We start from the raw sequence: 25,710 nt of genomic DNA on the forward strand, positions 1-25,710 counted from the left end.
GCGATACCCGACAGCTTTGACCACGGGCAAGGGAACGCGCGAACCATGACTGTCTCCCCCACGGCCTCGACGGCGCCAGAAGGTGCCGTGCGCGAGGCCTCCTCGATCACCCTGGATGGGCTTCGCAAACGCTTTGACGGCGACGCCATCGCCCTCGACGGCGTCGACCTGACGATTCACGCCGGCGAATTCTTTACCCTGCTCGGCCCCTCTGGCTGTGGCAAGACGACGCTGTTGCGGATTCTCGCCGGCCTCGAGGCACCCGACGATGGCACGCTCACGATCGGCGGCAGGGACGTCACCACCACGCCGCCGCATCTGCGAAGCGTCAACACCGTGTTTCAGTCCTACGCCCTCTTTCCGCACCTGTCGGTCAGCGAGAACATCGCCTTCGGCCTGCGCATGAAAGGCGTGCCGGTCGATGAACGTCGCGCGCGTGTCGACCGCATTGCCGAGTTCATCAAGCTCGGCGCCCTGCTCGAGCGCGGGGTGAATCAACTCTCCGGCGGCCAGCGACAGCGCGTGGCGCTGGCGCGTGCACTGGTCTGCGAACCCGACGTTCTGCTTCTCGATGAGCCGCTCTCGGCGCTGGATGCCGGCCTGCGCACCCAGCTGCAGGTCGAGCTACAACGCACTCAGAAGCGTCTGGGCATGACGTTCGTCTTTGTCACCCACGATCAGGACGAAGCGATGGTGATGTCCGATCGGATCGCCGTTCTCGACAACGGCGTGATCCAGCAGGTCGGCCCGCCCCACGAGGTCTATGAGCGCCCCATCAACGCCTTCGTCGCCAAGTTCATGGGCCATGTAAATCTCTTCGCCATCGAGGCCGTCGACGCGGACCGCGTTACCACTGGACTCGGCGAACTGGTCATGGACCCACCGCTGGAGAAGAGCGGCCACAGCGGCGTTTTGCTGATACGCCAGGAGGTGGTCGAGCTGGGCCATGCCGTCTCCGAGGGTTACAACGGCCTCGAGGGCGTGGTCAAAGAGCGCCACTACCGTGGCAGCCGGATCGAGTACCGCCTCGAGATCAACGGCGTCACGCTGATGGCGACGGCCGCCAACCTGGGGCAGCGCCTCTATGCCGTTGACGACCGGGTGACGGTCAGCATTCATCCTGAAGACATCGTCAGGCTGAATGCCTGATTCGATGCCCAAGAGGCGACAACGCAAGATGGCAGACTCCCCCTATCCGCTGGCGCCTTACAGCCACTCACTGTCACCGGACACGCGGCACCTGCTCTGGAGCGTGGCGCCCGGCGTCGTCTGGATCGTGATTTTCCTGGTGCTGCCGAGTCTCTACCTGATCAGCGTCGCCTTCATGACCAACGGTCCCTACGGACAGCCGCAGATGCCGCTGAGTCTGGCATCGTTTCGCCAGCTCGCAGGCTTTGGCTTTCTCGGCTGGAGTCCGGGCAACCTCTACACGCTGCTGCGCTCGCTGTGGCAGACACTGGTAGCGACCGGCCTGGTGGTGCTGATCGCCTATCCAATTGCCTATCACATCTCGACCTGTCGGCGGCAATGGCGGGCCATCATGCTGCTCGCCGTCGTCGTGCCCTCGTGGACCAATCAGGTGATCCGGGCCTTTGGCTGGATGAACCTGCTCTCGCCGGGGACGCCGATCTCTCAGGTGGCGCAGTTCTTCGGCTTCATCGGGCCGAACATGGGGCTCTACCCTTCCAACTTCGCGGTCACACTGGGCCTGATGTACAACTTTCTGCCGTTCATGGTCCTGCCGCTGTACGCGGCGTTCGAAAAGCTCGATACCGGATTGGTCGAAGCGGCGAGAGACCTCTATGCATCACCCCTCCGAGCCTTCTGGCACGCCGTCTTCCCTCAGACGCTTCCCGGACTGCTCGCCGGCACCGTGCTGGTGTCGATCCCTGCTTTCGGGATGTACGTGATCCCCGAACTGCTCGGCGGGGGCCGAGCGATGATGCTCGGCAATCTGGTCGCCAGTCAGTTCTCCGGCGGCTCGAACTGGCCGCTGGGCGCGGCAGGAGCACTGATCATGCTGTTGGCGACGCTGGGCGGCCTCTACGCCATGCGCAAGGTTGGCAAGCGGCTTGGCGGCGGTGAGGAGGTGGTCATATGAGACGCAGCGCCTTCCGTCGCAGCCTGACGCTCTTCTGGTGGCTGATGGTGGCTTTTCTCTATCTGCCACTGGGGGTCATCGTGCTCTATTCGTTCAATGCGGCGAACAGCGCGGCCTACTTCGCAGGGTTCTCGTTACGCTGGTACGAACGCCTGCTCGGCAATGACCAACTGCTCACCGCGCTCGGCAATACGCTGGTGCTGGGTGTGGCGTCGTCGGTCATCGCGCTCGTCATCGGTACGCTGATCGGCTATGGCATGTATCGCCATCGAAGACGCAAGCTCGGCTGGCTGATCGCCCTCATTTACCTGCCGATCGTGATGCCGGACATCGTCTTCGGCATCTCGGAGATGGCGTTTTTCATCACACTGGATCGTGAGTTCGGCGTGCTGGGACCGAGTCTTGCGACGATGATCATTGCCCACGTCACCTTTCAGATTCCGTTCGTGGCACTGATCGTCTACTCGCGCTTCGTGGGCCTCGACCCGACGCTGTTCGAGGCGGCCAAGGATCTCTACGCCTCCCCCTTCCAGCGCGCGCGCCACTTTCTGCTGCCAACGCTCAAGCCCTCCTTGGTCGCCGCTTTCTTTCTGGCTTTCACGCTGTCGGTGGATGACTTCGTCATCAGCTTCTTTACGGCCGGCCCCGAGAACGCAACGCTGCCTATATATATCTGGGGAGCGATACGCCGCGGCGTCTCACCGGAGATCAACGCCATCGCCACGCTGATGATCCTCTCGGTGGCCATCGCCGCGGTGATCAGCCTATTGTTCAACAAGGAGAGTCGGCGCAACTGACCGCCGGCTCATACATCGCCCCAGGGGATAAGCCATGACGCCAACAACAATGACAGTCGCCGTCGCTCTTGCCATCGGTGCCATCGCCTGCGCCGGCTCGGCCCAGGCGCAACAGGCCGAGAAGCTGTATCTGTTCAACTGGACCGAGTACATGGACCCGGAAATCATTGAGGCGTTCGAGGCCGAGTACGACGTCGAGGTGGTCCAGAGCTATTTCAACTCGCTGCCGGAGATGACCGCCAAGCTCAATGCCGGCGGCGTCTCTCAGTACGACATCATCGTGCCTTCCGGCTACTACGTACCGCGACTCATTCAGAGTGGACTGGTGCAGAAGCTCGACAAGTCGAAGATTCCCAATCTCGACAACCTGATGCCGGAGTTCGCCGACCCCGCCTTCGACCCGGGTGCGGAGTATTCAGTGGCCTATCAGTGGGGCATCAGCGGCATTGTCTACGACACCGAGACCTTTCCAGACGCCCCCAAGAGCTGGTCGCTGCTGTTCGATCCCGAGGTCACCGGCAATCAGCCATTCTCGTTGATGGGGGACGGCCAGGTCAGCATGGGCGCGGCTTGCGCCTATCTCGGCGCCGGCTACGACTGCAACGACCCCGAGTCGTGGAAAGCGGCAGCGAGGCTGTTGCTCGCGACCAAGCACCGCAACACCTTCAGCGGCTTCACCGACGGCACCCCGACCCTGCAGCAGATTCAGCGCGGCGTGATCCGTGCCGGTCTCACCTACAACGGCGATTATCTGCAGCAAAAGGAGGAGAACCCGGAGGCGTTCGAGACGATCGACTTCATGGTGCCGGAGGAAGGCACCGAGATGTGGGTGGACTCGATGATGATTCCCGCGCAGGCCCCGCATCCGGAGCTGGCCCACGAGTTCATCAACTTCATCCTCGATGCCAAGATTGGGGCGCAGCTGTCGAACTACATCTACTACGCCAGCCCCAACCAGGCCGCGGTACCCGAACTCGATCCCGTTCTGACCCAGCCGCCGGTCCTGCCGACCGACGAAGACCGGGCCAATCTGGCATTCACCCCGAGTCTCGATGGCCAGAACCTGCAGATCTTTCAGCAGCTCTGGACCGAGGTTCAGTCGCGCTGAGTCCAGGCCGGTCGAATCGCGCCCCCCGGCAGGTCGCAACGCGGCGGGGGCGCGACCCCGTTGAATCGGTTGAAGCCTGATCGCCCCAAGGAGGCGTCATGAGTGAATCTTCACGGCACGTGCTGGAAGAATGGTGCAGTCGCCACGGCATCACCGAGGTCGAGTGTCTCGTGTCCGATCTCACCGGTATTCTCAAGGGCAAGATCATGCCGACCGGCAAGTATCTCCGCGGCGGATTGACCCGAATGCCGGACTCGATCTTTATCCAGACGGTGACCGGCGGCTATCCGGACGACGATGACATCCGTTTCTGGAACCCGGCCGAGCTCGACATGCAGTTGGTGCCGGACCCGGACTCGGCGTACCTCGTGCCCTGGGCCGATGACCCCACTGCGCAGATCATTCACGACTGTTTCTACATGAGCGGCGAACCGGTCGAGCTCTCTCCGCGTCAGGTCCTCAAGCACGTCCTGTCGCTCTACGAGGCACGAGGCTGGCGCCCCATCATGGCACCGGAACTCGAGTTCTACCTGGTCAAGACCAATACCGACTCCGACTACCCGCTGGAGCCGCCGATCGGCCGCTCCGGGCGACAGGAGAGCAGCCGGCAATCCTTCTCCATCGATGCCGTCAACGAGTTCGACCCGCTCTTCGAGCAGATGTACGACTACTGCGAAGCGCAGGAGCTCGACATCGACACCCTGACCCACGAAGAAGGCGCGGGACAGATGGAGGTCAACTTCCGTCACGGCGATCCGCTGCGGCTCGCCGACCAGGTCGTCATCTTCAAGCGCACCCTGCGCGAGACGGCCTTCCGTCACAACATGTATGCCACCTTCATGGCCAAGCCAATGGCCAATGAGCCAGGCAGCTCGATGCATCTCCATCAGAGCCTGGTCGACAAGGAAGGCAACAACCTGTTCGCCGGCGAAGGGGGCCAGCCCAGCCAACTCTTCCACCACTACATCGGCGGGCTCCAACAGTACCTGCCCGCCGCCGTGCCATTCTTCGCACCCAACGTGAACTCCTACCGCCGTCTCATGCCGGGCGAAGGGGCGGGGTCCGCGCCCTTCAACACGGAGTGGGGTTACGACAATCGCAGCGTAGGGCTTCGCGTTCCCGTCGGGGCGCCGGCCGGCACCCGAGTGGAGAATCGCCTCGCCGGCGCCGACGCCAATCCCTATCTGGTGATGGCAGCCTCGCTCGCCTGCGGCTACCTGGGCATGCTCGGACAGATTGAACCGCGTCCACCACTCACCGGTTTCGCCGGCACGGTGGGCCATACGCTGCCGGACGACATCGTACCGGCACTCAATGCGTTGAGCCGCTGCGCGCCGTTGGCGGATCTGCTCGGCGAGCGTTTCACGCGCAGCTATCTGGCCGTCAAACGCGCCGAGCACTCGGCCTATTTCCGCGTCATCAGCTCCTGGGAACGCGAGCACCTGCTGCTTCGCGTCTAGGCCCGACACCCACCGCCGGGCGTCGCGTCCGGTCCCCTCACTGGAATCGGAGATCATTCACCATGCCCACGGTATCGTCCCAACCCCGCACTCTGAACGCCGCTCAACGGATTCGCCTCGCCGTGGTCACCTCGGCACTGGCCCTTGCCAGTGCGCCGGTGGCGGCTCAGACGGCGGAGAAGCTGTATCTGTTCAACTGGACGGAGTACGCCGACCCGGGGGTCATCGCGGCATTCGAAGAGGAGTACGACGTCGAGGTCGTCGAGAGTTACTTCACCTCCAATGCCGAGATGTACTCGAAGCTCGTCGCCGGGGGCGATGCCCAGTTCGACGTCGTGGTGCCGACCGACTATTACGTGCCCCGCCTGGTGGCGGCCGACCTGATACAACCCCTGGACGAAGTCACAGGACGCGACAATCTGATGCCGGCGTTTCGGCACCCCAGCTACGATCCCGAGGATCGCTACAGCGTGCCCTACCTCTGGGGCGTGACCGGCATCGTCTACGACAGCCAGACCTTTGCCGACCCCCCCCCCTCCTGGTCTCTGCTCCTCGACCCCGAGGTCAACGGCGATCAGCCCTTTGCCCTGCTCGGCGGCGACCCTCAAGTGCTGTTCGGTATCGCCTGTGCCTACCAGGGTGCGGGATTCGACTGCACCCAACGCGATCAATGGATCGCCGCCGCTCAGCTGCTGCAGACGACGCTCGATCGCAGCAACTTCACCGGGTTCGTCGACAGCACCGCCGCGATCGACCAGATCGCTCGCGGCGTCGCTCGGGTCGCCGTCACCTACAGCGGCGATCTCGACTACCGCAAGGCCGATGCCCCCGAGACCTACGCCAACCTCGAATTCTTCATTCCCGAGGAGGGATCTCAGCTGGGCGTCGACACGCTGGTGGTCCCCAAGCGCGCACCGCATCCCGAGCTGGCACAAGCGTTCGTGAACTTCATGCTGCGGCCGGAAAACGCCGCCCGCTCCGCGGAGTACGCCTTCTATCGCACGCCCAACGAGGCAGCCCTGCCGCTGCTCGATGAACCGCTTCGCTCGGCCTCGCGACTGGACGACGCCCAGCGTCAGCGCCTAGCCGCCACCCCCGAGCTCGAAGGTGATCAACTCCAAATGCTGCAGCAGCTCGCCAACGAGGTCCGCAGCCGCTGAGCCTCGCCCCGAATTCGACCTCTCGCGCGTCGCTCCACGGCGACAGCCCGTCCCTTCTATGAAAACAGTGTTCAATGCCCCGCACGTCGGGGCTTGGCATCCAACGCTGAGCTAAACTGAGGAGACTTTCGCGTCCCCATCACGGTCCGTCGCGAAGGCGGCGGTGGCGCGCGCAGAGCGTCGTGCCCCGCCTCGGTCAAGCCGTGAGGTTTCAGCGCTCACGTAAAGTCTGAGCGCAGCGAGGAGAATCAACATGAACAAGCCCATCGCCATTGGCAGTGTCATCGCCATCCTGGGCGTCGCCGGCGGCGTCGCTGTCGGTGCCTATCAAACCGCCGACAGCGGCTCGGAATACGCCGATATCGTCGGGGTCGAGCCGATCGTTCAAACATCACAGACGCCTCGCGAGGTCTGTGAGGACGTCACCGTGACGCACCAGCGCCCGGTCCAGGACGAGCATCGTATTGCCGGCACCGGTATTGGCGCCGTGGTCGGCGGGGTCGTCGGCAACCAGTTCGGCGGTGGCTCCGGCAAGAAGATCATGACCGCGGCCGGGGCGATTGGAGGCGGCCTGGCCGGCAACCAGGTGCAGGATCGAATGCAGCAGAGTGACACCTACACCACCACCGAGAAGCGCTGCCATACCGTCAATGACGACAAGGAAGAGACCGTCGGCTACGACGTCCGCTATCGCTACGACGGCACGGTGCGCGAGGCGAAGCTCGATCAACGCCCGGATGGTGAACGCGTGCTGATGCAGGACGGCAAGCCGCAGTGGGATGTCGGCGCGCCGAACGCCTGAGATCGTTGGCTCTAGGCCCCGATACGCGCCCGCGCCAGCGGGCGCTTGACTGCCCTCCGGCGGCTTCTACCCTGAGCGGCCGCCGATGACTAGCCGACTATATTCTCTGATCCTCTCAGGACTTACGTCTTGAGGAACCTCAGTTTCCTTTCGTTGACAGCCAATGCGCCGACACAGGTAGTATTGGCGTCGCCAGCGCCCCGTCGGGGCCCGAGCCACAACGAGAAGCGGCAATACGCCGTCACGATGAAGCCTGCCGCTAGACTGTTCGCCGCGGGCCGTAAGGACTACACGATTCATCAATGCCAGTAGGAATGTAAGGGAACTCATGAAACGTCATGGTGTGTTATTCAGTGCAGCCGTTGCCGGTGCGCTGCTTCTCGTAGGCTGCGACTCGTCCGACCCGGAACCGTTGTCCTTTGTCCCGGCGGATACGCCCTACCTCTTTGCCGACCTGGAAGTCGCGGATGACAGTACCCGCGATGCCCTCCTCGCCCAGTCGAATGCGTCGCTGCCGCGTAACGTCGCCATGCTGCGCAACGCCGCTAGCGATCTTGAAGCCGAGAACCAGACGTCTCTTGCGGGTGTGCTCGGCGTGCTCGCCGACGAAATCGACGGCAAGAACAGCTATCAGGACGTGATGTCCGATATCGGTCTGGCGCTTGACCAGCACAGCGCCATCTACGGCGAAGGCCTGATTCCGGTGATGCGCGGTGGCGTGGAAGACGCCGAGCAATATCGCGCCTTCCTCGACCGGCTTGCGGCCGCCGCCGATACGCCGTTCCAGGAGGCGACACTCGATGACGCCGACTACCGCACAGCCGCTTTGGGTGACTCGCCGTTCCAGTTGATCAGCCGTGTCGACGAGGGCACCGCCGTCCTGTCGATCGCGCCCACCGAGCTCGACGATGAGGCGCTTCGCCGCATCCTCGGGCTCACGCAGCCAGACGAGAGCGCCGAATCTGCCGGTCGACTGCAGGCCCTCGTCGACGACAAGGCGTATCTGCCCTATGCCTTGGGCTATCTCGACCTGCAGCGAATCATCGCTCTGGTCGCCGCCGGTGAAGACCCCATGCTTCGCGCCGCGCAAGCGATGGATTCGAGCGGCGACGTGGAACAGCTCAGTTCGAGCTGTCAGGCCGACCTCGACCGGCTCGCCGCTCGTGCCCCAGAGCTCAGTGTCGGCTTTACCGAGATCGAGAGTGATCACATGGTGCAGCGTACCGATCTCGCCCTCGCCGAGGATCTGACGGCGGCCCTGTCGGAGATCCAGGTCGCACTTCCGGGGCTGGGTCGCGAAAAGCCCGCCGGCCCGTTCGATATCGCGGTGGCATTGCCGATGAAAGAGCTCCGTGATCTGATGGTCGCGCAGACGCGCTACGTCCGCGACAACCCGTTCACGTGCGAGGCCCTGGCCGATCTCAATGCCGAGGCGGACGAACTCGCCAACCAGGCCAACATGCTGGCGATGCCGCCGTTCGGCAGCCTCCGCGGGTTCCGCCTGGTGCTCGATGACCTGAGCGCGGATGGCCCCTTCGGCCAGGCCAAGGGGCGTGGCGCCGCCATTGTCGCGACGGACAACCCGACCGGACTGCTTGCCGTGGGCCAGATGGCCGTGCCGCAACTCGCCAATGTCCAGCTGGACGCGGATGGCAAGGCGACCGCCCTGCCGGACGAACTGGGTTCTCTCGCCGGTGCCGATGGCGCCTGGGCCGCGATGACCGATAGCGCGATCGGCGTGGCCGTCGGCAAGCGTGAGAACGATCGCCTCGAGTCTCTGCTGAAGGCCCCCACGGGAGACGCCGGCCAGCTGATGAACTTGCACATCACCGGCGACATGTACGGTAAGTGGATGGGGCTTATCGACGCCTTCGAGGACGGACAGGACGCCACCTCCGAGCGCTATCTGGAGTCCCTGCAGAGCGAAACTGACCGCATCGACACCATGGACATCAGCGTGCGAATGACATCGGACGGGCTGGCCTTCGAGAGCCGCACCGACTGGAACGAGTAACCTCAGCGATTCGCCATAAGCGCTGATCGAGCCCCGCGACTGTCCACCCGTCGCGGGGCTTTTTTCATTGGCAATCACGCGTATCGGCCCCGGTTTCTCGCACCGGCCGCGTTTCGGGCCTGCCGGGGCTGCCTCTCAGGGTCTATTGGGCACACCCCTATCGAGCGTCCCTTGGCGTTATCCGAGCACCGGCGATGACGAAGCGGTGCGTCAAGGGGCGGCTCGACGTGCAGCTGAAAACTCTAAAGACCCTCGCCTGAACGCCAGCGCGCCACAGCAGGCGCCGTACGCCGCTTGAGCCGCCCGTGGCCACCGCCTACTATCCGCATTACCTTCCCGCTTTTCACCCCGAGACTCTGCCGTGTCGACTTTATCCTCCGGACCCGCACGCTCCTATTACGGGGCGTCCGCCAACGCCACGCCCGAGCGAGAGACGCTCGCGGGTGAAACCACGGCGGACGTCTGCGTCATCGGCGGCGGTTTCACCGGTGTTTCGTCCGCACTGCATCTCGCCGAGCGCGGCTATCGGGTCGTGCTGCTCGAGTCGATGCAGATCGGCTTCGGTGCATCGGGGCGCAACGGCGGGCAGATCGTGAATAGCTACAGTCGCGACATGGACGTGATCGCCGATAAATATGGCGAAAAGACGGCCGAGGCACTGGGCAGCATGGCGTTCGAGGGCAATCGCATCATTCGCGAGCGCATTAACACCTACGGCATCGATTGCGATCTCAAGGACGGCAATCTTTTCGCTGCCTGTACCGACAAGCAGTACCAGGGGCTGATCGAACACCAGGCGCTATGGTCTCGCTACGGCCACGGCGAGCTCGAGCTGATGGAGGGCGATGCCTACCGCCGCGAGATCGGCTCGGATCGTTACGTCGGCGCGCTGCTCGACCATGCCGGGGGGCATCTCCACCCCCTCAACCTGGTACTCGGGGAAGCCGCCGCACTGGAGGGCCTCGGCGGCAGGATCTACGAACGCTCACCGGTCACGCAGATCATTCACGGCGATCCGGTCGAGATCTGCACGCCGTCGGGGAAGGTCCGCGCCAAGCGCGTGGTGGTAGCGGGCAACGCCTACCAGAAGGGGCTCCTGCCGGCGCTCGAGGGCAAGAGCCTCCCCTGCGGCACCCAGGTCGTGGCCACGGCACCGCTGGAAGCGGCGACGGCGCGGGCGCTGCTGCCCTTCGATCGCTGCGTGGAAGACTGCAACTACCTGCTGGACTACTACCGTCTCTCCGCCGACCGCCGGTTGATCTACGGCGGTGGGGTCAACTACGGCGGTCGCAGTCCGGCAGACATCGAGGGCGCTATCCGCCCCCATCTGGAGGCCACCTTTCCGGCGCTTCGCGGCGTCGCGATCGACTACGCCTGGAGCGGCAATTTCCTGCTCACGCTGAATCGGCTGCCGCAGTTCGGACGCCTCAACCACAACATCTATTACGCCCAGGGATACTCCGGACACGGCGTCACGGCCACGCACCTCGCCGGGCGACTGGTGGCCGAGGCTCTCAGCGGGGATGCCGAACGTTTCGACGCTTTCGCCGACGTTCCGCATGCGCCGTTTCCGGGAGGACGGCTTTTCCGCGTGCCGGCGACCGCGCTGGGTGCGTGGTACTACGGCCTGCGCGATCGACTCGGCTGGTAGAGCGTTACCAGCCGAGTGCCTGCTTGACGAAGGGAATGGTCAACTTGCGCTTGGCCGAGAGCGACTCCCGGTCGAGTGTACCCAGCACCTCGGAAAGCTGATCGAACTGGCGCGGACCGCGATGAAGGATGTAACGCGCCACCTCGTCGGGCAGCTGCATGCCGCGGACCTTCGCTCTCAACTGCAGCGCGCCGAGGCGCTGGGCGTCGTCGAGCGGGTGCACGTGGAACACCATTCCCCAGGTCAGCCTCGAGGCAAGATCGGGCAGTTTGACGTCGAGCTGGCGCGGGGAGCGGTCCGCCGCGATCAACAGACGCTTGCCGCTGTCCCGCAGCCGGTTGAAGCCGTGAAAGAGCGCCTCCTCCCAGCGCTTGCGGCCCACGACCAGCTGTAGATCGTCGATCGCCAGCAGATCGAGGCGTTCCGGCTCTTCAAGCATGGCGGGGGGAAAGTGGCCCAGCATCTCCAGCGGCAGGTAGAGCGCGCGTTTGCCGGCGGCGTCGGCACGATGGCACGCAGCCTGCAGCAGATGGCTACAGCCGACCCCCTCACCGCCCCAGAGATAAAGAAAGGGCTCTCCATCGGGGCCGAGCTGGTTCTCGAGATTGGCGATCAACGAGGGATTGGCGCCGGTGTAGAAGTTCGCAAGCGTTGCATCATCGCGAAGACCGACCCCGAGTGGCAGCTGTGAAGGACCTGGCGTCATGGCGTGTGCTCTCCCTGGGCCAGTCCTCGATCGTAGAGGCTACTGCGCCGATAGCGTCCGTAAAGGTGGCGCAGCAGCACCATGATCACCGCCGCTACCGGTAACGCCAGCAGCACGCCGATGAAGCCGAAGAGCTGGCCGCCGGCGAGCACGGCGAAGATGACCGCCACCGGGTGCAGCCCGATCTTGTCGCCCAGCAGCAGCGGCTGCAACAGCGTGCTCTCGACGACCTGGCCGATACCGAAGACGACCAGCACGCCGAGCAGCGCCGTCCACTCGCCGAACTGGAAGAAGGCCACCACGCCGGCGGTCAGGATGCCGACGATGACGCCCAGGTAGGGCACGATGCTGGCCAATCCGGCGAAGACGCCGATCAGGAGACCGAACTTGAGCCCCAGAATGCTCAAGCCCACCGCGTAGATCACACCGAGGCTCAACATCACCAGCAGCTGACCGCGCAGAAATGCCGAGAGCACGTCATCGCACTCGCGGGATAGCGCGGTGGCGCGGGGCTCGACGTGCCGAGGCAACATGTCGCGCAGCAGGCATTTGATCCGGTCCCAGTCCAGCAGCAGATAGAAGGTCACCACGGGGATCAGCGCGATATTGCCGATCCAGATCGCCAAGGCCAGGCCGGAGCGCGACGCCTGCGCCAGAAAGGCCGCAGCGAACGTGCCGGTCTCTCGCCAGTTGCTCATCAGCGCATTGCGCAGCTGGTCGAAATCCGCGCTCAGATCGACGCCGGTCAGCGCCTGCACCTCCGGCAACACGCTGGTCTGGACCCAGTTGAAGATGGCGGGAAGCGCCTCGATCAACTGTGCGACCTGACGTCCGAGAACGGGCACCAATATCAACATGGCACCGACAAGACCGATCCCCAGCAGCAAAAAGACGATGCTCACCGCCCAACGGCGGGCGAGCCCGCGTGCCTCCAGCCAGTCGGTAATCGGATCCCCGAGGTAGGCGAGAATCAGACTGACGAAGAACGGCATCAGGATCGGTTCGAGCAGCACCAGCAGCCACAGGGCGAGAGCCACGCCGATCACGCTCGCTATCTGGATTTTACTCATCTGCTGTCGTCGTCCTTCGACTGCCCCGTGAATGCCCGCAATGCTACAATGCGCCCCGCTCAACATCACCCCCATTCATCGGCTCCGCGAGAGAAAGGTCCCTACATGACGCGCTCCTCATCCGACTCATCGAACGCGCCCCGTTCGTCCCGTTCCGCTACCGACGCGGCTTCGCTGAGCTACAAGGACGCCGGTGTCGACATCGACGCGGGTAACGCTCTGGTCGAGCGGATCAAGGGCGTGGCCAAACGCACCATGCGCCCGGAAGTCATGGGCGGCCTTGGTGGCTTTGGCGCACTCTGCGAGCTGCCCGCCGGTTACCGCCAGCCGGTGCTGGTCTCGGGGACCGACGGCGTGGGCACCAAACTGCGCCTGGCGATGGACCTCGGCCGCCACGACACCATCGGCATCGACCTGGTGGCGATGTGCGTCAACGACCTGGTGGTCGCCGGCGCCGAGCCACTGCAGTTTCTCGACTACTATGCCACCGGCAAGCTCGATGTCGACATCGCCGCCGACGTCGTCACCGGCATCGGCGAGGGCTGCAGCCAGGCCGGCTGCGCGCTGGTCGGCGGCGAGACCGCCGAGATGCCCGGCATGTACGAGGGCAATGACTACGACCTCGCCGGCTTCTGCGTCGGCGTGGTGGAGAAATCCGAGATTCTCGACGGCAGCCAGGTCGGTGCCGGCGACGTGCTGCTGGGTCTCGCCTCCTCAGGACCTCACTCCAACGGTTACTCGCTGATTCGCAAGATTCTCGAGGTCGGCGGCGGCAAACTCGACGAGACGCTCGAGGGTGAGAAGCTTGGCGACCTGCTGATGGCGCCGACCCGTATCTACGTCAAACCGCTTCTGTCGCTGATCAAGGAGAGCGGTGTCGCCGTTCACGCCCTGTCTCACATTACCGGTGGCGGCCTGCTCGAGAACGTGCCGCGCGTCCTGCCGGAGAGCCTGGGTGCACGCATCGACGTCGCCAGCTGGCAGCGTCCCGCCGTCTTCGACTGGCTCAAGCAGCAGGGCAACGTCGACGAGTACGAAATGCACCGCGTCCTGAACTGTGGCGTCGGCATGGTGGTGGTCGTTGCCGCTGATCAGGCCGAAGCGGCGACGCGCCATCTCGAAGCCGCCGGTGAAACCGTCTACCGCCTGGGTGAGATCGTGCCCCGCAACGAGGGCGAAGAAGCCGTAACGCTGGAGAATCTACCGGCATGAGTGACGAAAACGCACACAGCGATACCCTCAACGACTTCGAGTCCGAGGCCGCCGAGCGGCGTCGCGTCGTCGTGCTGATTTCGGGTAACGGCAGCAACCTGCAGGCCCTGCTCGATGCCCAGGAACACGACGAACTCGGTGGCGAGATCGTCGCCGTCGTCTCCAACAAGGCAGACGCCTACGGTCTCAAGCGCGCCAAGGACGCCGGCGCCGCCGCCGTCGCCCTGCCGCACCGGGAGTACGACTCCCGCGAGGCGTTCGACGCCGCGCTGATCAAGGTGATCGATCGTCATGACCCGCACCTGGTCGTGCTGGCCGGCTTCATGCGAATCCTGACGCCGAGCTTCGTGGATCGCTATCGCGGTCGGATGCTCAACATCCACCCCTCGCTGCTGCCCGATTATCAGGGGCTCGACACCCACCGCCGCGCCCTCGCCGACGGCGTCAGCGAACACGGCGCCAGCGTCCACTTCGTCACCGAGGAGCTGGATGGCGGTCCAGTGGTCATCCAGGCCGCGCTCGCGCTGGAGCCCGAGCAGGACTTCGACGCCATGGTCGAGAAGATCCACGCCCGCGAGCACCTGATCTACCCCATCGCGGTGCGCTGGTTCCTCGAGGGACGGATCAAGCTGGCGGCGGAGGGCCAGGTCACGCTCGACGACCTGCCGCTGCCGCCGACCGGACTCCGCATGTCCCACGTCGATGCCGCCGAAGAGCTCGACGAAGACCGGGACGACGACTGAGCAGGAACCTGACGTCGCTGACGTCGATCAAGACACGCCGCGCCGCCCTCTCGGCGCGGCTCACCGCCTGCCGCTACGCCCTCTTTTCCTGACCTGCCGTGCGTCCCGACACCTGGCGCGACGCGGCGTGAACGCATACCCGGCCGACCCGATGGCCGGCATCGCGACGAGGGTGGGTCCTCGCTTGCCGATACTGGGATCTTTGCCAGACTTAACGTCCTGCCGGTCGCCCGCCACTGGCCGCGCCCGGCCGTCTGTCAGCCAGGTAAGGAAACCTCATGAGCATGCAGTATCGTCCGCTGGGACACTCCGGTCTGATGGTGTCGACGTTGACACTCGGCACGGTGCCGTTCGGCGGCAGCAATGGATTCGAGAAGGCCGCAAGCGTGGATGTCAAAGGCGCGAAGCGACAGCTGGACATCGCTGTCGAGGCTGGCGTCAACCTGATCGACACGGCCGATCTCTACTCGCTCGGCCAGGCCGAGGAGATCGTCGGCAAGGCGCTGGGCCGCAAGCGCGGCGACATCATTCTGGCGAGCAAGGGCCGAAGCCCGCTGGGTGACGATCCCAATGCCTCCGGTGCCTCGCGCTACCATTTGATCCGTGCCGTCGAGGCCAGCCTGAAGCGCCTGGGAACCGACCACATCGACCTCTACCAGATTCACAACTGGGATGGCGTCACACCGATCGAGGAGACGCTGGAGGCGATGCACCAGCTCGTTACCAGCGGCAAGATCCGCTACTGGGGCACCTCGAACTACACCGGCTGGCAGATGATGAAGACACTCGGCAAGGCCGAGCTTCATCACCTCGTCAAACCGGTTAGCCAGCAGATCTATTACACCCCGGAAGCCCGCGAGGCGGAGTACGAGCTGATGCCACTGGCGCTCGATCAGAATGTCGGCTCGCTGATCTGGGGGCCACTCGGCGAGGGTTTTCTGACCGGCAAGGTACGCCGAGGGCAAGCGACGCCGCCGGAGACTCGACAGGGCAACGGCTGGCCGGAGCCCTACGTGCACGACATGGAGCGCGCTTACGACATCATCGAAGCGCTCATCGCGATCGGCGAGGCGCACGACTGCTCGCCGGCACGCGTCTGTCTGGCGTGGCTCAAGGATCGACCGGGAGTGACATCGTTGATCATCGGCGCGCGTACCGAAGCGCATCTGCAGGATAACCTGGCGGCGGTCGATCTCACGCTCACCGCCGAGGAGCACGAACGGCTGGAGCGTATCACCCGCCCCGCACCGCAGTATCCCTACTGGCACCGCGTCGTCTCGGGCATGGATCGTATCGACTCGGCCGAGAAACCGTTCCTCGACGGTTACCGCGAAACGATCGATCATCGCCAGGATGATCGCTCCGCCTGAGCGGGACGATTCAACGACAGACGGGGCGCCCAGTGGGCGCCCCGTCTCGTATCGACCCAATCGACACACGAATCGCGCGCCCTTCAGGCGACGATCAGGTCCGCGGGAGCGTCACCCCGCGCTGGCCCATGTACTTGCCGCCACGATCCTTGTAGGAAACGTCACAGACTTCGTCGGATTCCAGGAACAGCATCTGCGCGACGCCCTCGTTGGCGTAGATACGGGCAGGCAGATTGGTGGTATTGGAGAATTCCAGGGTGACATGGCCCTCCCACTCCGGCTCCAGTGGCGTCACGTTGACGATGATGCCGCAGCGCGCATAGGTGGACTTGCCCAGACAGATCGTGAGGACGCTGCGCGGAATCCGGAAGTACTCGACCGTTCTCGCCAGCGCGAAGGAGTTGGGCGGGATGACACAGGCATCGCCCTTGACGTCGACGAAGCTCTTCTCGTCGAACGACTTGGGGTCGACGATCGCCGAGTGGATGTTGGTGAAGACCTTGAATTCGTCGGCGCAGCGGACATCGTAGCCGTAGCTCGAGGTGCCGTAGGAGATCACGCGCTGATTGTTCACATGACGAACCTGGTCGGCCTCGAAGGGCTCGATCATGCCCTCCTGATCGGCCATGCGACGTATCCATTTATCGGATTTGATGCTCATTCGAGAGTCCTTGCAGACGCAAGCAACGCGCGGGCCGACCCGTCGTCGTCACGTCGATATCGAGATGGGAGTTCGAGCCAGGAGCCGGTAGGCGTAACCGCCGCACCACCCTGGGCGAAAGGGCCGCTATGATAGCGGCCCTTCGAGAGGCAGGACAACGGGGCGCGTCACGCTTTCGTCGACTCACCCGGGATGGCAGACCTCGCACGCCGGCCTGTGGCCCCGGCCAGACTTAGCTGAACGAGATGGAAGGCCCGCTGCTGTTCTGCGTGGCAACACTGCTTGCGACCTCGCGCGCCATGCGCCGGAAGGTCTGCGCCACCTCCCCCTCGGGGTCGGCGATGACGCTGGGCTTGCCGCCGTCGGCCTGCTCGCGAATCGAGAGCTGCAACGGCAGCTGACCAAGCACGCGCGTGTCGTACTGCGACGCGATCCGTTCGCCGCCACCCTCGCCGAAGATCGGCTCGGCGTGGCCGCACTCGGAGCAGACGTGCAGGCTCATGTTCTCGACGATCCCCAGTACAGGCACATCGACCTTGCGAAACATCTCGATCCCCTTGCGGGCGTCGAGCAGCGCGATGTCCTGTGGCGTGGTCACGATTACCGCGCCGTCCACCGACACCTTCTGCGCCAGCGTCAGCTGAATGTCACCCGTTCCCGGCGGCATGTCGATGAACAGGTAGTCGAGATCGTCCCACAGCGTCTGGTTGAGCAGCTGCTGAAAGGCCCCGGAGACCATCGGCCCGCGCCACACCATCGGCTGACTGATATCGACCATGAACGCCATCGACATCGCCTGGATGCCATGGGCCATGACCGGCTTCATGTTCTTCTCGTCGACGACCTCGGGGCGGGTATTGTCCGCGAGCCCGAGCATGCGCGCTTGGCTCGGGCCATAGATATCCGCGTCGAGCAGGCCGACACGGTACCCTTCGGCTGCCATCGCCAGCGCCAGATTGGCCGTCACGGTCGATTTACCCACGCCGCCCTTGCCCGAGGCGACGGCTACGATATGTTTGATGCCTTCGGTCACGTCCCACTCCTGAGTCGTCGCTGCATTGCACTCTGACTGTCCAGTATAACGAGACGCACCGGGTTTCGCGTCAGCCGCGTTCCGTCTGGACGTCGAGCTTGGTGCGGATGAAATCGCTGTGCGTGACATAGAGCAGATCCGCAAGTCGGCGGATCCGGTGCTCTTCCAGCGCGGCCAGCTCGTCATCGGCGTACGCCAGGCGCCACATTGCCGCCACGAGCTCGACCCGCTGGGCGTAGGTGTAATGCTCGTTGAGCAGCGAGACGTACTGGAAATGATCCACGGCCTGCTCGACCTCACCCCGCGCCTCCGCCATCAATCGTTCGACCGCTTCCGGCGATAGCGAGAACTGGCGGGAGAGCACGTCGCGAAGCACCGCGATCTCCCTGTCATCGACGTTGTAGTCAGCGCGAAGGACTTCGCTCAGAAGCGCTGCCACGGCAAGCTCAGGGGTCACCTCGCGCTGACGCGAAGCGTCCGGCTCGGCAAACGCCTGACGAAAGAACTGTTGCACGGTATCGAGCATGACGAGGGGCCTCGAAAAGGATGTCGTTACGTTTTGACACTCTCGCCGACAAAGGTTCGGCCACCCACGAAAAACCCGCGGCCATGACCGCGGGTTTCGAGGGGAACGACGCCTGGCGCGCGTCAGGCGCCGTGCGCGGCGAGAAACTCCTCGGTGAGCTTGAGCTCGCTGTTGGAGTTGACGCCGACGCCCCGCGTGGTGACGTCACGCGCGATCTGCTGGGCCTCGTCCAGCGAGTGCATCTCAGCGGTACCGCACTGATAGATGTTCAGCTCGGGGATCGACTGCTGATCCGTCAATGCGAGCACGTCGTTCATCGAGGCTTTCCAGGCGTCACCGACCGTCGCTTCGTCGGCTTCACCGATCAGGCTCATGTAGAAGCCGGTCCGGCAGCCCATCGGCGAGATATCGATGATCTCTACTCCGTCGCCGTTGAGGTGCTGACGCATGAAGCCGGCGAAGAGGTGCTCCAGCGTGTGAATCCCGCGCTCGGACAGGATCTCCTCGTTGGGAATGCAGAAACGCAGATCGAACACCGTGATGGGGTCGCCCTTGGGCGTCTTCATCTGCTTGGCGACACGAACCGCCGGCGCCGTCATCTTGGTGTGGTCGACCATGAAGCTATCGAGTAAAGGCATGCTTTCGCTCCTGTGCTGCCAATCGAATGTGGGTCTACTTTAGCACGCTCGCGAGCGCGTCCAATGCACAAGCGGTCGCCCTGTAGCCAGGCGTTCCAGGACGACGGCGATCCGCCGTCAGCCATCGAGTTCCGGGTAGTGTCGGAACAGACCGCTCTCGTTGAAATCGAGCCGACGCTTCGACACCAGATACTGGGCAATGTTGCCGCGATGACTGACCCGATCCACCAGCGCGGTCACCGCCGGCACTTCCGGCTCGACACGCGCCATCGCCTGCGGAAAGGCATAGCGCAAGCCGGTCACCACCTGAAAGAGCGACAGGTCGACATAGCTGTGGGCGCTGCCGACGAGATAGGGCCCGTTGCCGGCGCTGGTCGCCAGCACGCGCTCGAAATAGTAGAGAAACTTCGATAGCCGCTCCTGAACGAAGATCCTGGCGCGCTTGGCAGCCGTTTCCCGCTGCTCCTCGTAGTAGAGTGACGGGCCCAGCGGGTGGTGCGTATCGTGGATCTCGGCGGCGAAGTCGGTCAGCGTCAACTGCAGGCCATTGGCCCAGAGCCGGCTGGATTCATCTTCGGGCACCAGCCCCAATCGCGGCCCCAGAAAGGCCAGAATGTTGGCGACGTGGGAGATCACGATGTCATCGGCTTTCAACACCGGCGGCGCGAAGTGCGGTCGCGCCAGATCGGCAGCATGGAGAAATTCGCTGACGGCACCGGCACCGCCCTGCCTCTCCGACAGATTGCCGATATCCACGTAGTCGGCGCCGGCGTCTTCCAACGCCAGGCGAATGAACTCGCCGCGACCGGGCATGCCGGGCCAGTAGTAGAGTTCGTAGCGCATGTGGGTCCTCCTGGTTCGATCACGACTGTCGGGGAGCCGCCCCTAGGCTCCGGACGCACGCCCGCACCGTCGACACGTCAAACCAGCCTAGCAGCTAACTGGCACCGCACCGTGTCGGCGCGCGAGTTAACGACACGCCGCGACATCGACGCCTCCCGGCCACGGCGGAGCGGTCACGCCTGGCGGCCAGACTAGAAAAGCCCCAGCTGTCGATCGACCAGCCGCGAGAAGTCGTCGTTCACGAAGGGCAGAATGCCGTCTGCGACCGGCTCCAGCTGACGCGTGACGTAGTGCTGGTAGTCGATCGGCGAGCGACGCACTTCCAGCGGTTCGGGCCCGGCAAGAGTGATTACGTAGCGAATCCAGCCACCGCGTTGATACTGGAGTGGCCGACCGAGCTCCCGGTTATGCGCATCGGCGAGGCGTGCGGCGCGGACATGTGGCGGCACGTTGCGCTGATAGTCGTCGAGCTTGCGCCGTAACCGCTTGCGATAGATGAGCTCGTCGTCGTACTCGCCGGCCAGAGTGGCGCGGACGAGATCGCGGACGTAATCACGGTAGGGTTCGCCGGCAAAGATACGCCGGTAGAGTTCGCGCTGGAACCGGCCCGCCAGCGGCGACCAGTCGGTGCGCACTGACTCCAGCCCCTTGAACACCAGTCGTGTCTCGCCGTCGGCTTCCCGAACCTGCCCCGCATAACGCTTCTTGCTACCCGCTTCCGCGCCGCGAATTCGCGGCATCAGAAACCGCTCGAACAGTGTCTCGAACTGCAGCTCCAGTGCGCTCTCGAGGCCCAGCGTTGCGGCCAGATGCTCGCGCCACCAGCGGTTGACGCCCTCCACCAGCTCTCGACCGATCTCGGCGGATGTCGGTCCCTCGGCCGCGGCACTCGGTGACGCTGACGCCGCGTCGAGCGAGACGAATAACGAGTCGGTGTCGCCGTAGATAACGGTATATCCTCGAATTTCGATCAGCGCGCGCGTGCGCTGCATGATCTCGTGACCGCGCAGCGTGATCGAGGAGGTCAGCCGCGGATCGAAGAAGCGACACCCCTTGACGCCGAGTACGCCATAGAAGGCGTTCATGATGATCTTGAGCGCCTGGGCCAGCGGCGCGTTGCCCTCGCGCTTGGCGGATTCTCTCCCGTCGCCGACGTCAGCGACGATCCCCGGCAGCGCATGTCGGGTTCGCGAGAAGCGGGCGCCCAGAAACCCAGGCACGCTGTGGGTATCATCGGGGTGGGCAAGCCCCTCCACCAATCCCGCCGGGTCGATCAGAAAGGTCCGAATGATCGAGGGGTAAAGGCTCTTGAAATCGAGCACCAGGACATGGCCGTAGAGCCCCGGGCGTGAGTCCATTACATACCCGCCCGGGCTCTCTTCCTGAGAGTCGCTGCCGCGGGCGGGCGCGACGAACCCCAGACGATGGAGCCGCGGCAGATAGAGGTGCGAAAACGCCGCGACGGAGCCGCCATGCCGATCCGCTGCCAGACCGTTGACGCTCGCCCTCTCGAGCAGGAAGGCGAGAATGCCGGTATGCGAGAAGATCCGCGTGACCAGCTCGCAATCCTTGAGGTTGTAACGCGCCAGCGCCGGCTTGTCCTCGGCGAACATGCGATTGATGTCTTCCATCCGCTGGTAGGGATTGTCGATCGCCTTGCCCTCCCCCAGCAGCGTCTGGGCCACGCTCTCCAGGCTGAACGAGGGAAAATTCCAGGTCGCGGATTTCAGCGCCTCGATACCGTCGATCGCCAGCCGCCCCGGGATCGTCACCAGGCGTTCCCCCTTGGCACCTTGACGCCAGTTCATCGGCGCACCGCCACGCCCCAGCGTCAGCGCCACGCCCCAGCGCTCGGCGTGCTGCTCGAGCTTTCGCAGGTCGAACGAGATCACGCTCCAGCCAATGACCGCATCCGGGTCGAAGCGAGCGAACCAGGCGTTCAGTGCGCGCAGGAGATCGGCGCGAGAGGCACAGTAGACCAGCTCGAAATCGCGTGCTCGATCCGCCGCACTTCCCTCACCCGCAGGTGGACCGAGCATGTAGACGGTGCGCTCACCGCAGCCGTGCAATCCGATCGAGTACAGCTCGCCGCGCTCGCTGGTTTCGATGTCCAGCGAGCAGAGCGAGAGGCCAGGCCGGTAGCCAGCGGCGGGCTTGAGCTCGGCGCCAGACAGCGCACCGTTGGCATCGAGACGGCCCGTCGCGACGACAGCCGCCGTAATGAAGCGCTCCATCAGGTAGCGCTCCGGCGGACGGATATCCGCCTCCATGACCTCGATCCCCGCCTCGCTCAGACGCCGCTCGAGCGTCTGGAGCTGGCGCTGATGGTGACAGTAGAGGCCGAGCACCGGGCGATGGCGAAAATCCACCAGGTCCAGCGGTTTGAGCTCGACCTCGCGCTCCCCGCGGAGTAACGCTTCGATGCGCTCGCGCTGCTCGGCGGGGACGAATACCACCGAGCGCTGCGGCGCCAGCACTATTCGCTTCGGACCCTTGTCGGTGGCCAGCCAGAACGACACCTCGGTACCGGTCGGCGTCTCGCGCCAGTGGCGCGTCAGGATGAAGCCCTCGATCGATTCTTGCGTGTCGAGGTCGGTGCTCACGGGTCGGGCGCTCTCAGTGTCTCGATCTCCAGATTGTCGCGAACGGTGTCGCCGACGTCACCGGCCGCCGCCGCGGGCGGGCGGCCATAAGAGCCGCCATCCGGCATCGTGCCGCCATGGCAGCGCGTCAGGCCCATTGGGTCACCTCGAGTGGCTCGACCTTGACAGTGAGGAGCAAAGGCAAGCGCGCGATGTAACGCTCTGGCCTGACGCCACTGACGGCTTCCTACGCTGAGGGGCTCTCGTTGCATCGACATTCTCGGTTGCACTGACAGTCAAAGCGGCCAGGAATGCTTCGACGCCTCATGGGAGACGCCTCATGGAAGATGCCTCATGCAAGACGTCACGGGGAACATTCCCCAGGAAAGACAGCACCCACCGGTCACGTCGACACCCGCCGCCGTTCAGGCACCAGACCCGCCGCAAAGGTGATGAGCGCCAGAAGCACCAGTTGAAATGGCAACCGCGCCAGCAGTAGCCACTCGGGGAGGGTGGCGTAGCGCTCGGCATGGAGCCACATGGTCACATTGGCGGGGGTGACGCAGAGCGTCAGTACGATCAACCCGACCCCCGCCAGCGGGCGCTTGCTTGGCATCAACAGGCCCGCCGCACCGAGCAGTTCGAAGGCGCCGCTGATCCAGACCGCCTCATGGCGCCACGGCAAGCCCACCGGCACGATGCTGACCATGGCCTCGGTAAAGACGAAGTGAGCGATGCCCCCCAGCGAGAACCAGGCAAAGACGAAGGCGATGGCGGCGAGACGCCATCGACTGGGTGAATCCCGCAAGACAAGCGCTGCATTCATGGAAACCCCTTTTCGACACGATTGAGAACCCGCACGCTACCGTCGACATTCGCATAGGCCATGCCCCATCGCGCTCACGCGACGCGCCGTGACGTCTACCCGTCGAAGCCCGATCGACGAACCGACACGACGCCCAGGCCCACGTTCAACGCCTCCCGTTCATCGATGCTACAATCCTCGGCCACGTTTTCAGTCTATCCACCCCGTGGCGCGGTCGATACCGGCGCCCGCGGGTTCGTCACGGGAATTACGCCGTCACCATGTCGAACAACGCCAAGCGCCAGATTCTGGTTACCAGTGCCCTGCCCTACGCCAACGGCTCGATTCATCTGGGCCACCTGCTGGAATACATTCAGACCGATATCTGGGTGCGCTTCCAGAAAAGCCGCGGCCATGAGTGCCACTATGTCTGCGCGGACGATGCCCACGGTACCGCCATCATGCTGCGCGCCGAGCAGGAAGGCATCACCTCCCAGCAGCTGATCGACCGCGTCAACGCCGAGCATCAGGCTGACTTCGCCCGTTTTGGCGTGGCTTTTGACAACTATTACTCGACCCACTCGGAAGAGAACCGCCAGCACAGCGAGCGCATCTATCGCGCCCTGCGTGACGGCGGCTATATCGCCACCCGCGACGTCGAGCAGATGTATGACCCCGAGCGCGGGATGTTCCTGGCCGACCGTTTCGTCAAGGGCACCTGCCCCAAGTGCCACACCGAAGACCAGTACGGCGACAACTGCGAGGCCTGCGGGGCGACCTACACGCCGGCCGAGCTGATCGACCCGGTCTCGGCGGTTTCCGGCGCCACGCCAGTGGTCAAGAGCTCGACCCATTACTTCTTCGAGCTGCCCAAGTTCGAGCCGTTCTTGAAGGATTGGACCCGATCCGATCGTCTTCAGCCGCAGATCTCCAACAAGCTGCAGGAGTGGTTCGAGGCCGGTCTCAATGACTGGGACATCTCCCGCGATGCGCCCTACTTCGGCTTCGAAATTCCCGATGCGCCAGGCAAGTATTTCTACGTCTGGGTGGATGCGCCGATCGGCTACATGGCGAGCTTCCAACAGCTCTGCGAGCGCGAGGGCATCGACTTCGATCACTACTGGAAACAGGACAGTGAAGCCGAGCTCTATCACTTCATCGGCAAGGACATCGTCTATTTCCACGCGCTGTTCTGGCCGGCGATGCTCGATGGCGCCGGCCTGAGAACGCCCACGGGCGTCAACTGCCACGGGTTCGTGACCGTCAACGGCGCCAAGATGTCGAAATCCCGCGGCACCTTCATCAAGGCCGAAACCTACGAGCAGTTCCTCAACCCCGAGTACCTGCGCTACTACTTCGCGGCCAAGCTGACCGCTGGCGTTGATGATCTCGACTTGAACCTCGAGGACTTCGCCGCCCGCGTCAATTCGGACCTGGTCGGCAAGGTCGTCAACATCGCCAGCCGCTGCGCGGGCTTTGTGAAGAAAGCCGGCGGCCACCTGTCCTCGACCTGCGCGGAGCCCGAGCGGGTGCAGCGCTTTATCGATGAAGGCGAAGCGATCGCGGCGGATTTCGAGGCACGAGAATTCGCCCGCGCGGTGCGGCGCATCATGGCCCTCGCCGACGAGGCCAACGGCTATATTGCCGAGAAGGCGCCCTGGGCGCTGGCAAAAGAGGAAGGCCGCGAGCAGGAGGTACTGGATATCTGCTCGGTGGGCATCAATCTCTTCCGCCAGCTGGTGGTCTATCTCGCCCCCATCGTTCCGCGGCTTGCCGAAGGGTCGCGCGCCTTCCTCAATCTCGAGACCTTGAACTGGGCCAGCCGCACCACCGTGCTGACCGATCACGCGATCGAGAAATTCAAGCCGCTAATGACCCGCATCGATAGTGACAAGATCGATCAAATGATCGAGGCCTCCAAGGAGGACCTGGCCGTCGAGAAAAAGCTCAAGGACGACGCCAAGGCCGCGCAGAGTGATGCCACCAGCGCACCGGGCGATGGCGAACAGCAAGCGCCGGCCGACGCCATCGACCCCATTGCGCCGGAGATCACCATCGACGACTTCGCGAAGGTCGATCTGCGCATCGCGCGCATCGCGCAGGCCGAATACGTCGAGGGCGCCAAGAAGCTGTTGAAGCTGACGCTCGATATCGGCAGCGGGACCCGTACGGTCTTTTCCGGCATCCGTGCCCAGTACGCCCCCGAGGCACTCACGGGGCGACTGACCGTCATGGTTGCCAACCTGGCGCCGCGCAAGATGCGCTTTGGTGTCTCGGAGGGCATGGTGCTCGCCGCCGGTGACGACGAGGGTATCTACCTGCTCTCGCCGGATAGCGGTGCCAAACCGGGTCAGCGAGTGACCTGACCTCGGCTCCGCCCGGTGACCGCCAGCGCGCGCCTTACGGGGGGCGCGCTGGCGTCCAGGCT

General features: G+C 64.2%; 23 protein-coding genes. 13 read left to right on the top strand and 10 right to left on the bottom strand.

Features of this window, described 5'->3' with window-relative positions:
• The first annotated feature begins 45 nt into the window (after positions 1-45).
• The 9 genes from DOM41_RS14385 to DOM41_RS14425 all read left to right on the top strand — a co-directional run bounded on the left by DOM41_RS14385 (position 46) and on the right by DOM41_RS14425 (position 11,093).
• The gene (locus DOM41_RS14385; RefSeq protein ID WP_110687531.1) at positions 46-1,149 is read left to right on the top strand and encodes an ABC transporter ATP-binding protein; all 1,104 of its coding nucleotides are present in this window, start codon (positions 46-48) and stop codon (positions 1,147-1,149) included.
• Positions 1,150-1,177: 28 nt separating this feature from the next.
• On the top strand, positions 1,178-2,101 hold the full coding sequence (locus DOM41_RS14390) for an ABC transporter permease (protein ID WP_110687532.1): 924 nt from the start codon (positions 1,178-1,180) through the stop codon (positions 2,099-2,101).
• The gene (locus DOM41_RS14395) at positions 2,098-2,898 is read left to right on the top strand and encodes an ABC transporter permease (protein ID WP_110687533.1); all 801 of its coding nucleotides are present in this window, start codon (positions 2,098-2,100) and stop codon (positions 2,896-2,898) included. The genes DOM41_RS14390 and DOM41_RS14395 overlap by 4 nt, the downstream gene beginning before the upstream one ends.
• A gap of 34 nt (positions 2,899-2,932) precedes the next feature.
• Entirely contained in the window at positions 2,933-4,006 is a 1,074-nt protein-coding gene (locus tag DOM41_RS14400) for an ABC transporter substrate-binding protein (RefSeq protein ID WP_110687534.1), read from the top strand.
• A 98-nt stretch (positions 4,007-4,104) separates the two neighbouring features.
• Positions 4,105-5,466, top strand: a complete 1,362-nt coding sequence (locus DOM41_RS14405) for a glutamine synthetase family protein (protein ID WP_110687535.1) — start codon at positions 4,105-4,107, stop codon at positions 5,464-5,466.
• A gap of 62 nt (positions 5,467-5,528) precedes the next feature.
• Positions 5,529-6,626, top strand: a complete 1,098-nt coding sequence (locus DOM41_RS14410) for a polyamine ABC transporter substrate-binding protein (RefSeq protein ID WP_110687536.1) — start codon at positions 5,529-5,531, stop codon at positions 6,624-6,626.
• Positions 6,627-6,879: 253 nt separating this feature from the next.
• Complete coding sequence (locus DOM41_RS14415) at positions 6,880-7,428, top strand: glycine zipper 2TM domain-containing protein (RefSeq protein ID WP_110687537.1); 549 nt, start codon at positions 6,880-6,882, stop codon at positions 7,426-7,428.
• A 328-nt stretch (positions 7,429-7,756) separates the two neighbouring features.
• The gene (locus DOM41_RS14420) at positions 7,757-9,442 is read left to right on the top strand and encodes a hypothetical protein (RefSeq protein ID WP_110687538.1); all 1,686 of its coding nucleotides are present in this window, start codon (positions 7,757-7,759) and stop codon (positions 9,440-9,442) included.
• A 361-nt stretch (positions 9,443-9,803) separates the two neighbouring features.
• The gene (locus DOM41_RS14425; protein WP_110687539.1) at positions 9,804-11,093 is read left to right on the top strand and encodes an NAD(P)/FAD-dependent oxidoreductase; all 1,290 of its coding nucleotides are present in this window, start codon (positions 9,804-9,806) and stop codon (positions 11,091-11,093) included.
• A gap of 4 nt (positions 11,094-11,097) precedes the next feature.
• Here DOM41_RS14425 and hda read toward each other — a convergent pair whose 3' ends face one another.
• Positions 11,098-11,799, bottom strand: a complete 702-nt coding sequence (hda, locus tag DOM41_RS14430; protein WP_110687540.1) for a DnaA regulatory inactivator Hda — start codon at positions 11,797-11,799, stop codon at positions 11,098-11,100.
• Positions 11,796-12,869 carry an AI-2E family transporter gene (locus DOM41_RS14435; RefSeq protein ID WP_110687541.1) on the bottom strand — a complete coding sequence of 358 codons (1,074 nt, stop codon included), beginning with the start codon at positions 12,867-12,869 and terminating at the stop codon, positions 11,796-11,798. Before DOM41_RS14435 ends, hda begins: the two co-directional genes overlap by 4 nt.
• Before the next feature lie 105 nt (positions 12,870-12,974).
• Here DOM41_RS14435 and purM point away from each other — a divergent pair, with 105 nt between their 5' ends.
• From purM to DOM41_RS14450, 3 genes are all read left to right on the top strand, one after another.
• On the top strand, positions 12,975-14,081 hold the full coding sequence (gene purM, locus DOM41_RS14440) for a phosphoribosylformylglycinamidine cyclo-ligase (RefSeq protein ID WP_110687542.1): 1,107 nt from the start codon (positions 12,975-12,977) through the stop codon (positions 14,079-14,081).
• Entirely contained in the window at positions 14,078-14,824 is a 747-nt protein-coding gene (gene purN / locus DOM41_RS14445; RefSeq protein WP_110687543.1) for a phosphoribosylglycinamide formyltransferase, read from the top strand. The genes purM and purN overlap by 4 nt, the downstream gene beginning before the upstream one ends.
• 278 nt (positions 14,825-15,102) lie before the next feature.
• The gene (locus DOM41_RS14450) at positions 15,103-16,194 is read left to right on the top strand and encodes an aldo/keto reductase (protein ID WP_245391856.1); all 1,092 of its coding nucleotides are present in this window, start codon (positions 15,103-15,105) and stop codon (positions 16,192-16,194) included.
• A gap of 94 nt (positions 16,195-16,288) precedes the next feature.
• Here DOM41_RS14450 and dcd read toward each other — a convergent pair whose 3' ends face one another.
• The 8 genes from dcd to DOM41_RS14485 all read right to left on the bottom strand — a co-directional run bounded on the left by dcd (position 16,289) and on the right by DOM41_RS14485 (position 23,303).
• Complete coding sequence (gene dcd, locus DOM41_RS14455; protein ID WP_110687544.1) at positions 16,289-16,855, bottom strand: dCTP deaminase; 567 nt, start codon at positions 16,853-16,855, stop codon at positions 16,289-16,291.
• 232 nt (positions 16,856-17,087) lie between these two features.
• Positions 17,088-17,888, bottom strand: a complete 801-nt coding sequence (gene apbC, locus DOM41_RS14460; protein WP_110687545.1) for an iron-sulfur cluster carrier protein ApbC — start codon at positions 17,886-17,888, stop codon at positions 17,088-17,090.
• Between the two features lie 70 nt (positions 17,889-17,958).
• Positions 17,959-18,414, bottom strand: a complete 456-nt coding sequence (locus tag DOM41_RS14465) for a tellurite resistance TerB family protein (RefSeq protein WP_110687546.1) — start codon at positions 18,412-18,414, stop codon at positions 17,959-17,961.
• A 122-nt stretch (positions 18,415-18,536) separates the two neighbouring features.
• Positions 18,537-19,052 carry an S-ribosylhomocysteine lyase gene (gene luxS / locus DOM41_RS14470; RefSeq protein ID WP_110687547.1) on the bottom strand — a complete coding sequence of 172 codons (516 nt, stop codon included), beginning with the start codon at positions 19,050-19,052 and terminating at the stop codon, positions 18,537-18,539.
• Between the two features lie 117 nt (positions 19,053-19,169).
• Positions 19,170-19,895: a glutathione S-transferase gene (locus DOM41_RS14475; protein ID WP_110687548.1), complete on the bottom strand. Its 726-nt coding sequence runs from the start codon at positions 19,893-19,895 to the stop codon at positions 19,170-19,172.
• 191 nt (positions 19,896-20,086) lie between these two features.
• A complete protein-coding gene (locus DOM41_RS14480) occupies positions 20,087-22,498 on the bottom strand; it encodes a DNA polymerase II (protein WP_245391857.1) in 2,412 nt (803 codons plus the stop codon).
• Entirely contained in the window at positions 22,495-22,635 is a 141-nt protein-coding gene (locus tag DOM41_RS17540) for a hypothetical protein (protein ID WP_157956940.1), read from the bottom strand. The genes DOM41_RS14480 and DOM41_RS17540 overlap by 4 nt, the downstream gene beginning before the upstream one ends.
• A 245-nt stretch (positions 22,636-22,880) precedes the next feature.
• Positions 22,881-23,303 carry a DoxX family protein gene (locus DOM41_RS14485; protein WP_110687549.1) on the bottom strand — a complete coding sequence of 141 codons (423 nt, stop codon included), beginning with the start codon at positions 23,301-23,303 and terminating at the stop codon, positions 22,881-22,883.
• A gap of 260 nt (positions 23,304-23,563) precedes the next feature.
• Between DOM41_RS14485 and metG the strand changes: the two genes are divergently transcribed.
• Positions 23,564-25,648: a methionine--tRNA ligase gene (metG, locus tag DOM41_RS14490; RefSeq protein WP_110687550.1), complete on the top strand. Its 2,085-nt coding sequence runs from the start codon at positions 23,564-23,566 to the stop codon at positions 25,646-25,648.
• Positions 25,649-25,710 lie beyond the last annotated feature (62 nt).

The organism is Salinicola aestuarinus, assembly GCF_003206645.1.
Taxonomy (GTDB): domain Bacteria; phylum Pseudomonadota; class Gammaproteobacteria; order Pseudomonadales; family Halomonadaceae; genus Salinicola; species Salinicola aestuarinus.

Bases quoted from the DNA above. Each gene is read 5' to 3' on its own strand.
- DOM41_RS14410 (WP_110687536.1), top strand. From the start codon at position 5,529: ATGCCCACGGTATCGTCCCAACCCCGCACTCTGAACGCCGCTCAACGG.
- luxS (WP_110687547.1), bottom strand. From the start codon at position 19,052: ATGCCTTTACTCGATAGCTTCATGGTCGACCACACCAAGATGACGGCG.
- DOM41_RS14465 (WP_110687546.1), bottom strand. From the start codon at position 18,414: ATGCTCGATACCGTGCAACAGTTCTTTCGTCAGGCGTTTGCCGAGCCG.
- DOM41_RS14400 (WP_110687534.1), top strand. From the start codon at position 2,933: ATGACGCCAACAACAATGACAGTCGCCGTCGCTCTTGCCATCGGTGCC.
- DOM41_RS14475 (WP_110687548.1), bottom strand. From the start codon at position 19,895: ATGCGCTACGAACTCTACTACTGGCCCGGCATGCCCGGTCGCGGCGAG.
- DOM41_RS14450 (WP_245391856.1), top strand. From the start codon at position 15,103: ATGAGCATGCAGTATCGTCCGCTGGGACACTCCGGTCTGATGGTGTCG.
- DOM41_RS14390 (WP_110687532.1), top strand. From the start codon at position 1,178: ATGGCAGACTCCCCCTATCCGCTGGCGCCTTACAGCCACTCACTGTCA.
- purN (WP_110687543.1), top strand. From the start codon at position 14,078: ATGAGTGACGAAAACGCACACAGCGATACCCTCAACGACTTCGAGTCC.
- metG (WP_110687550.1), top strand. From the start codon at position 23,564: ATGTCGAACAACGCCAAGCGCCAGATTCTGGTTACCAGTGCCCTGCCC.
- DOM41_RS14395 (WP_110687533.1), top strand. From the start codon at position 2,098: ATGAGACGCAGCGCCTTCCGTCGCAGCCTGACGCTCTTCTGGTGGCTG.
- dcd (WP_110687544.1), bottom strand. From the start codon at position 16,855: ATGAGCATCAAATCCGATAAATGGATACGTCGCATGGCCGATCAGGAG.
- DOM41_RS14420 (WP_110687538.1), top strand. From the start codon at position 7,757: ATGAAACGTCATGGTGTGTTATTCAGTGCAGCCGTTGCCGGTGCGCTG.
- DOM41_RS14415 (WP_110687537.1), top strand. From the start codon at position 6,880: ATGAACAAGCCCATCGCCATTGGCAGTGTCATCGCCATCCTGGGCGTC.
- purM (WP_110687542.1), top strand. From the start codon at position 12,975: ATGACGCGCTCCTCATCCGACTCATCGAACGCGCCCCGTTCGTCCCGT.
- DOM41_RS14385 (WP_110687531.1), top strand. From the start codon at position 46: ATGACTGTCTCCCCCACGGCCTCGACGGCGCCAGAAGGTGCCGTGCGC.
- DOM41_RS17540 (WP_157956940.1), bottom strand. From the start codon at position 22,635: ATGGGCCTGACGCGCTGCCATGGCGGCACGATGCCGGATGGCGGCTCT.
- DOM41_RS14435 (WP_110687541.1), bottom strand. From the start codon at position 12,869: ATGAGTAAAATCCAGATAGCGAGCGTGATCGGCGTGGCTCTCGCCCTG.
- hda (WP_110687540.1), bottom strand. From the start codon at position 11,799: ATGACGCCAGGTCCTTCACAGCTGCCACTCGGGGTCGGTCTTCGCGAT.
- DOM41_RS14405 (WP_110687535.1), top strand. From the start codon at position 4,105: ATGAGTGAATCTTCACGGCACGTGCTGGAAGAATGGTGCAGTCGCCAC.
- DOM41_RS14485 (WP_110687549.1), bottom strand. From the start codon at position 23,303: ATGAATGCAGCGCTTGTCTTGCGGGATTCACCCAGTCGATGGCGTCTC.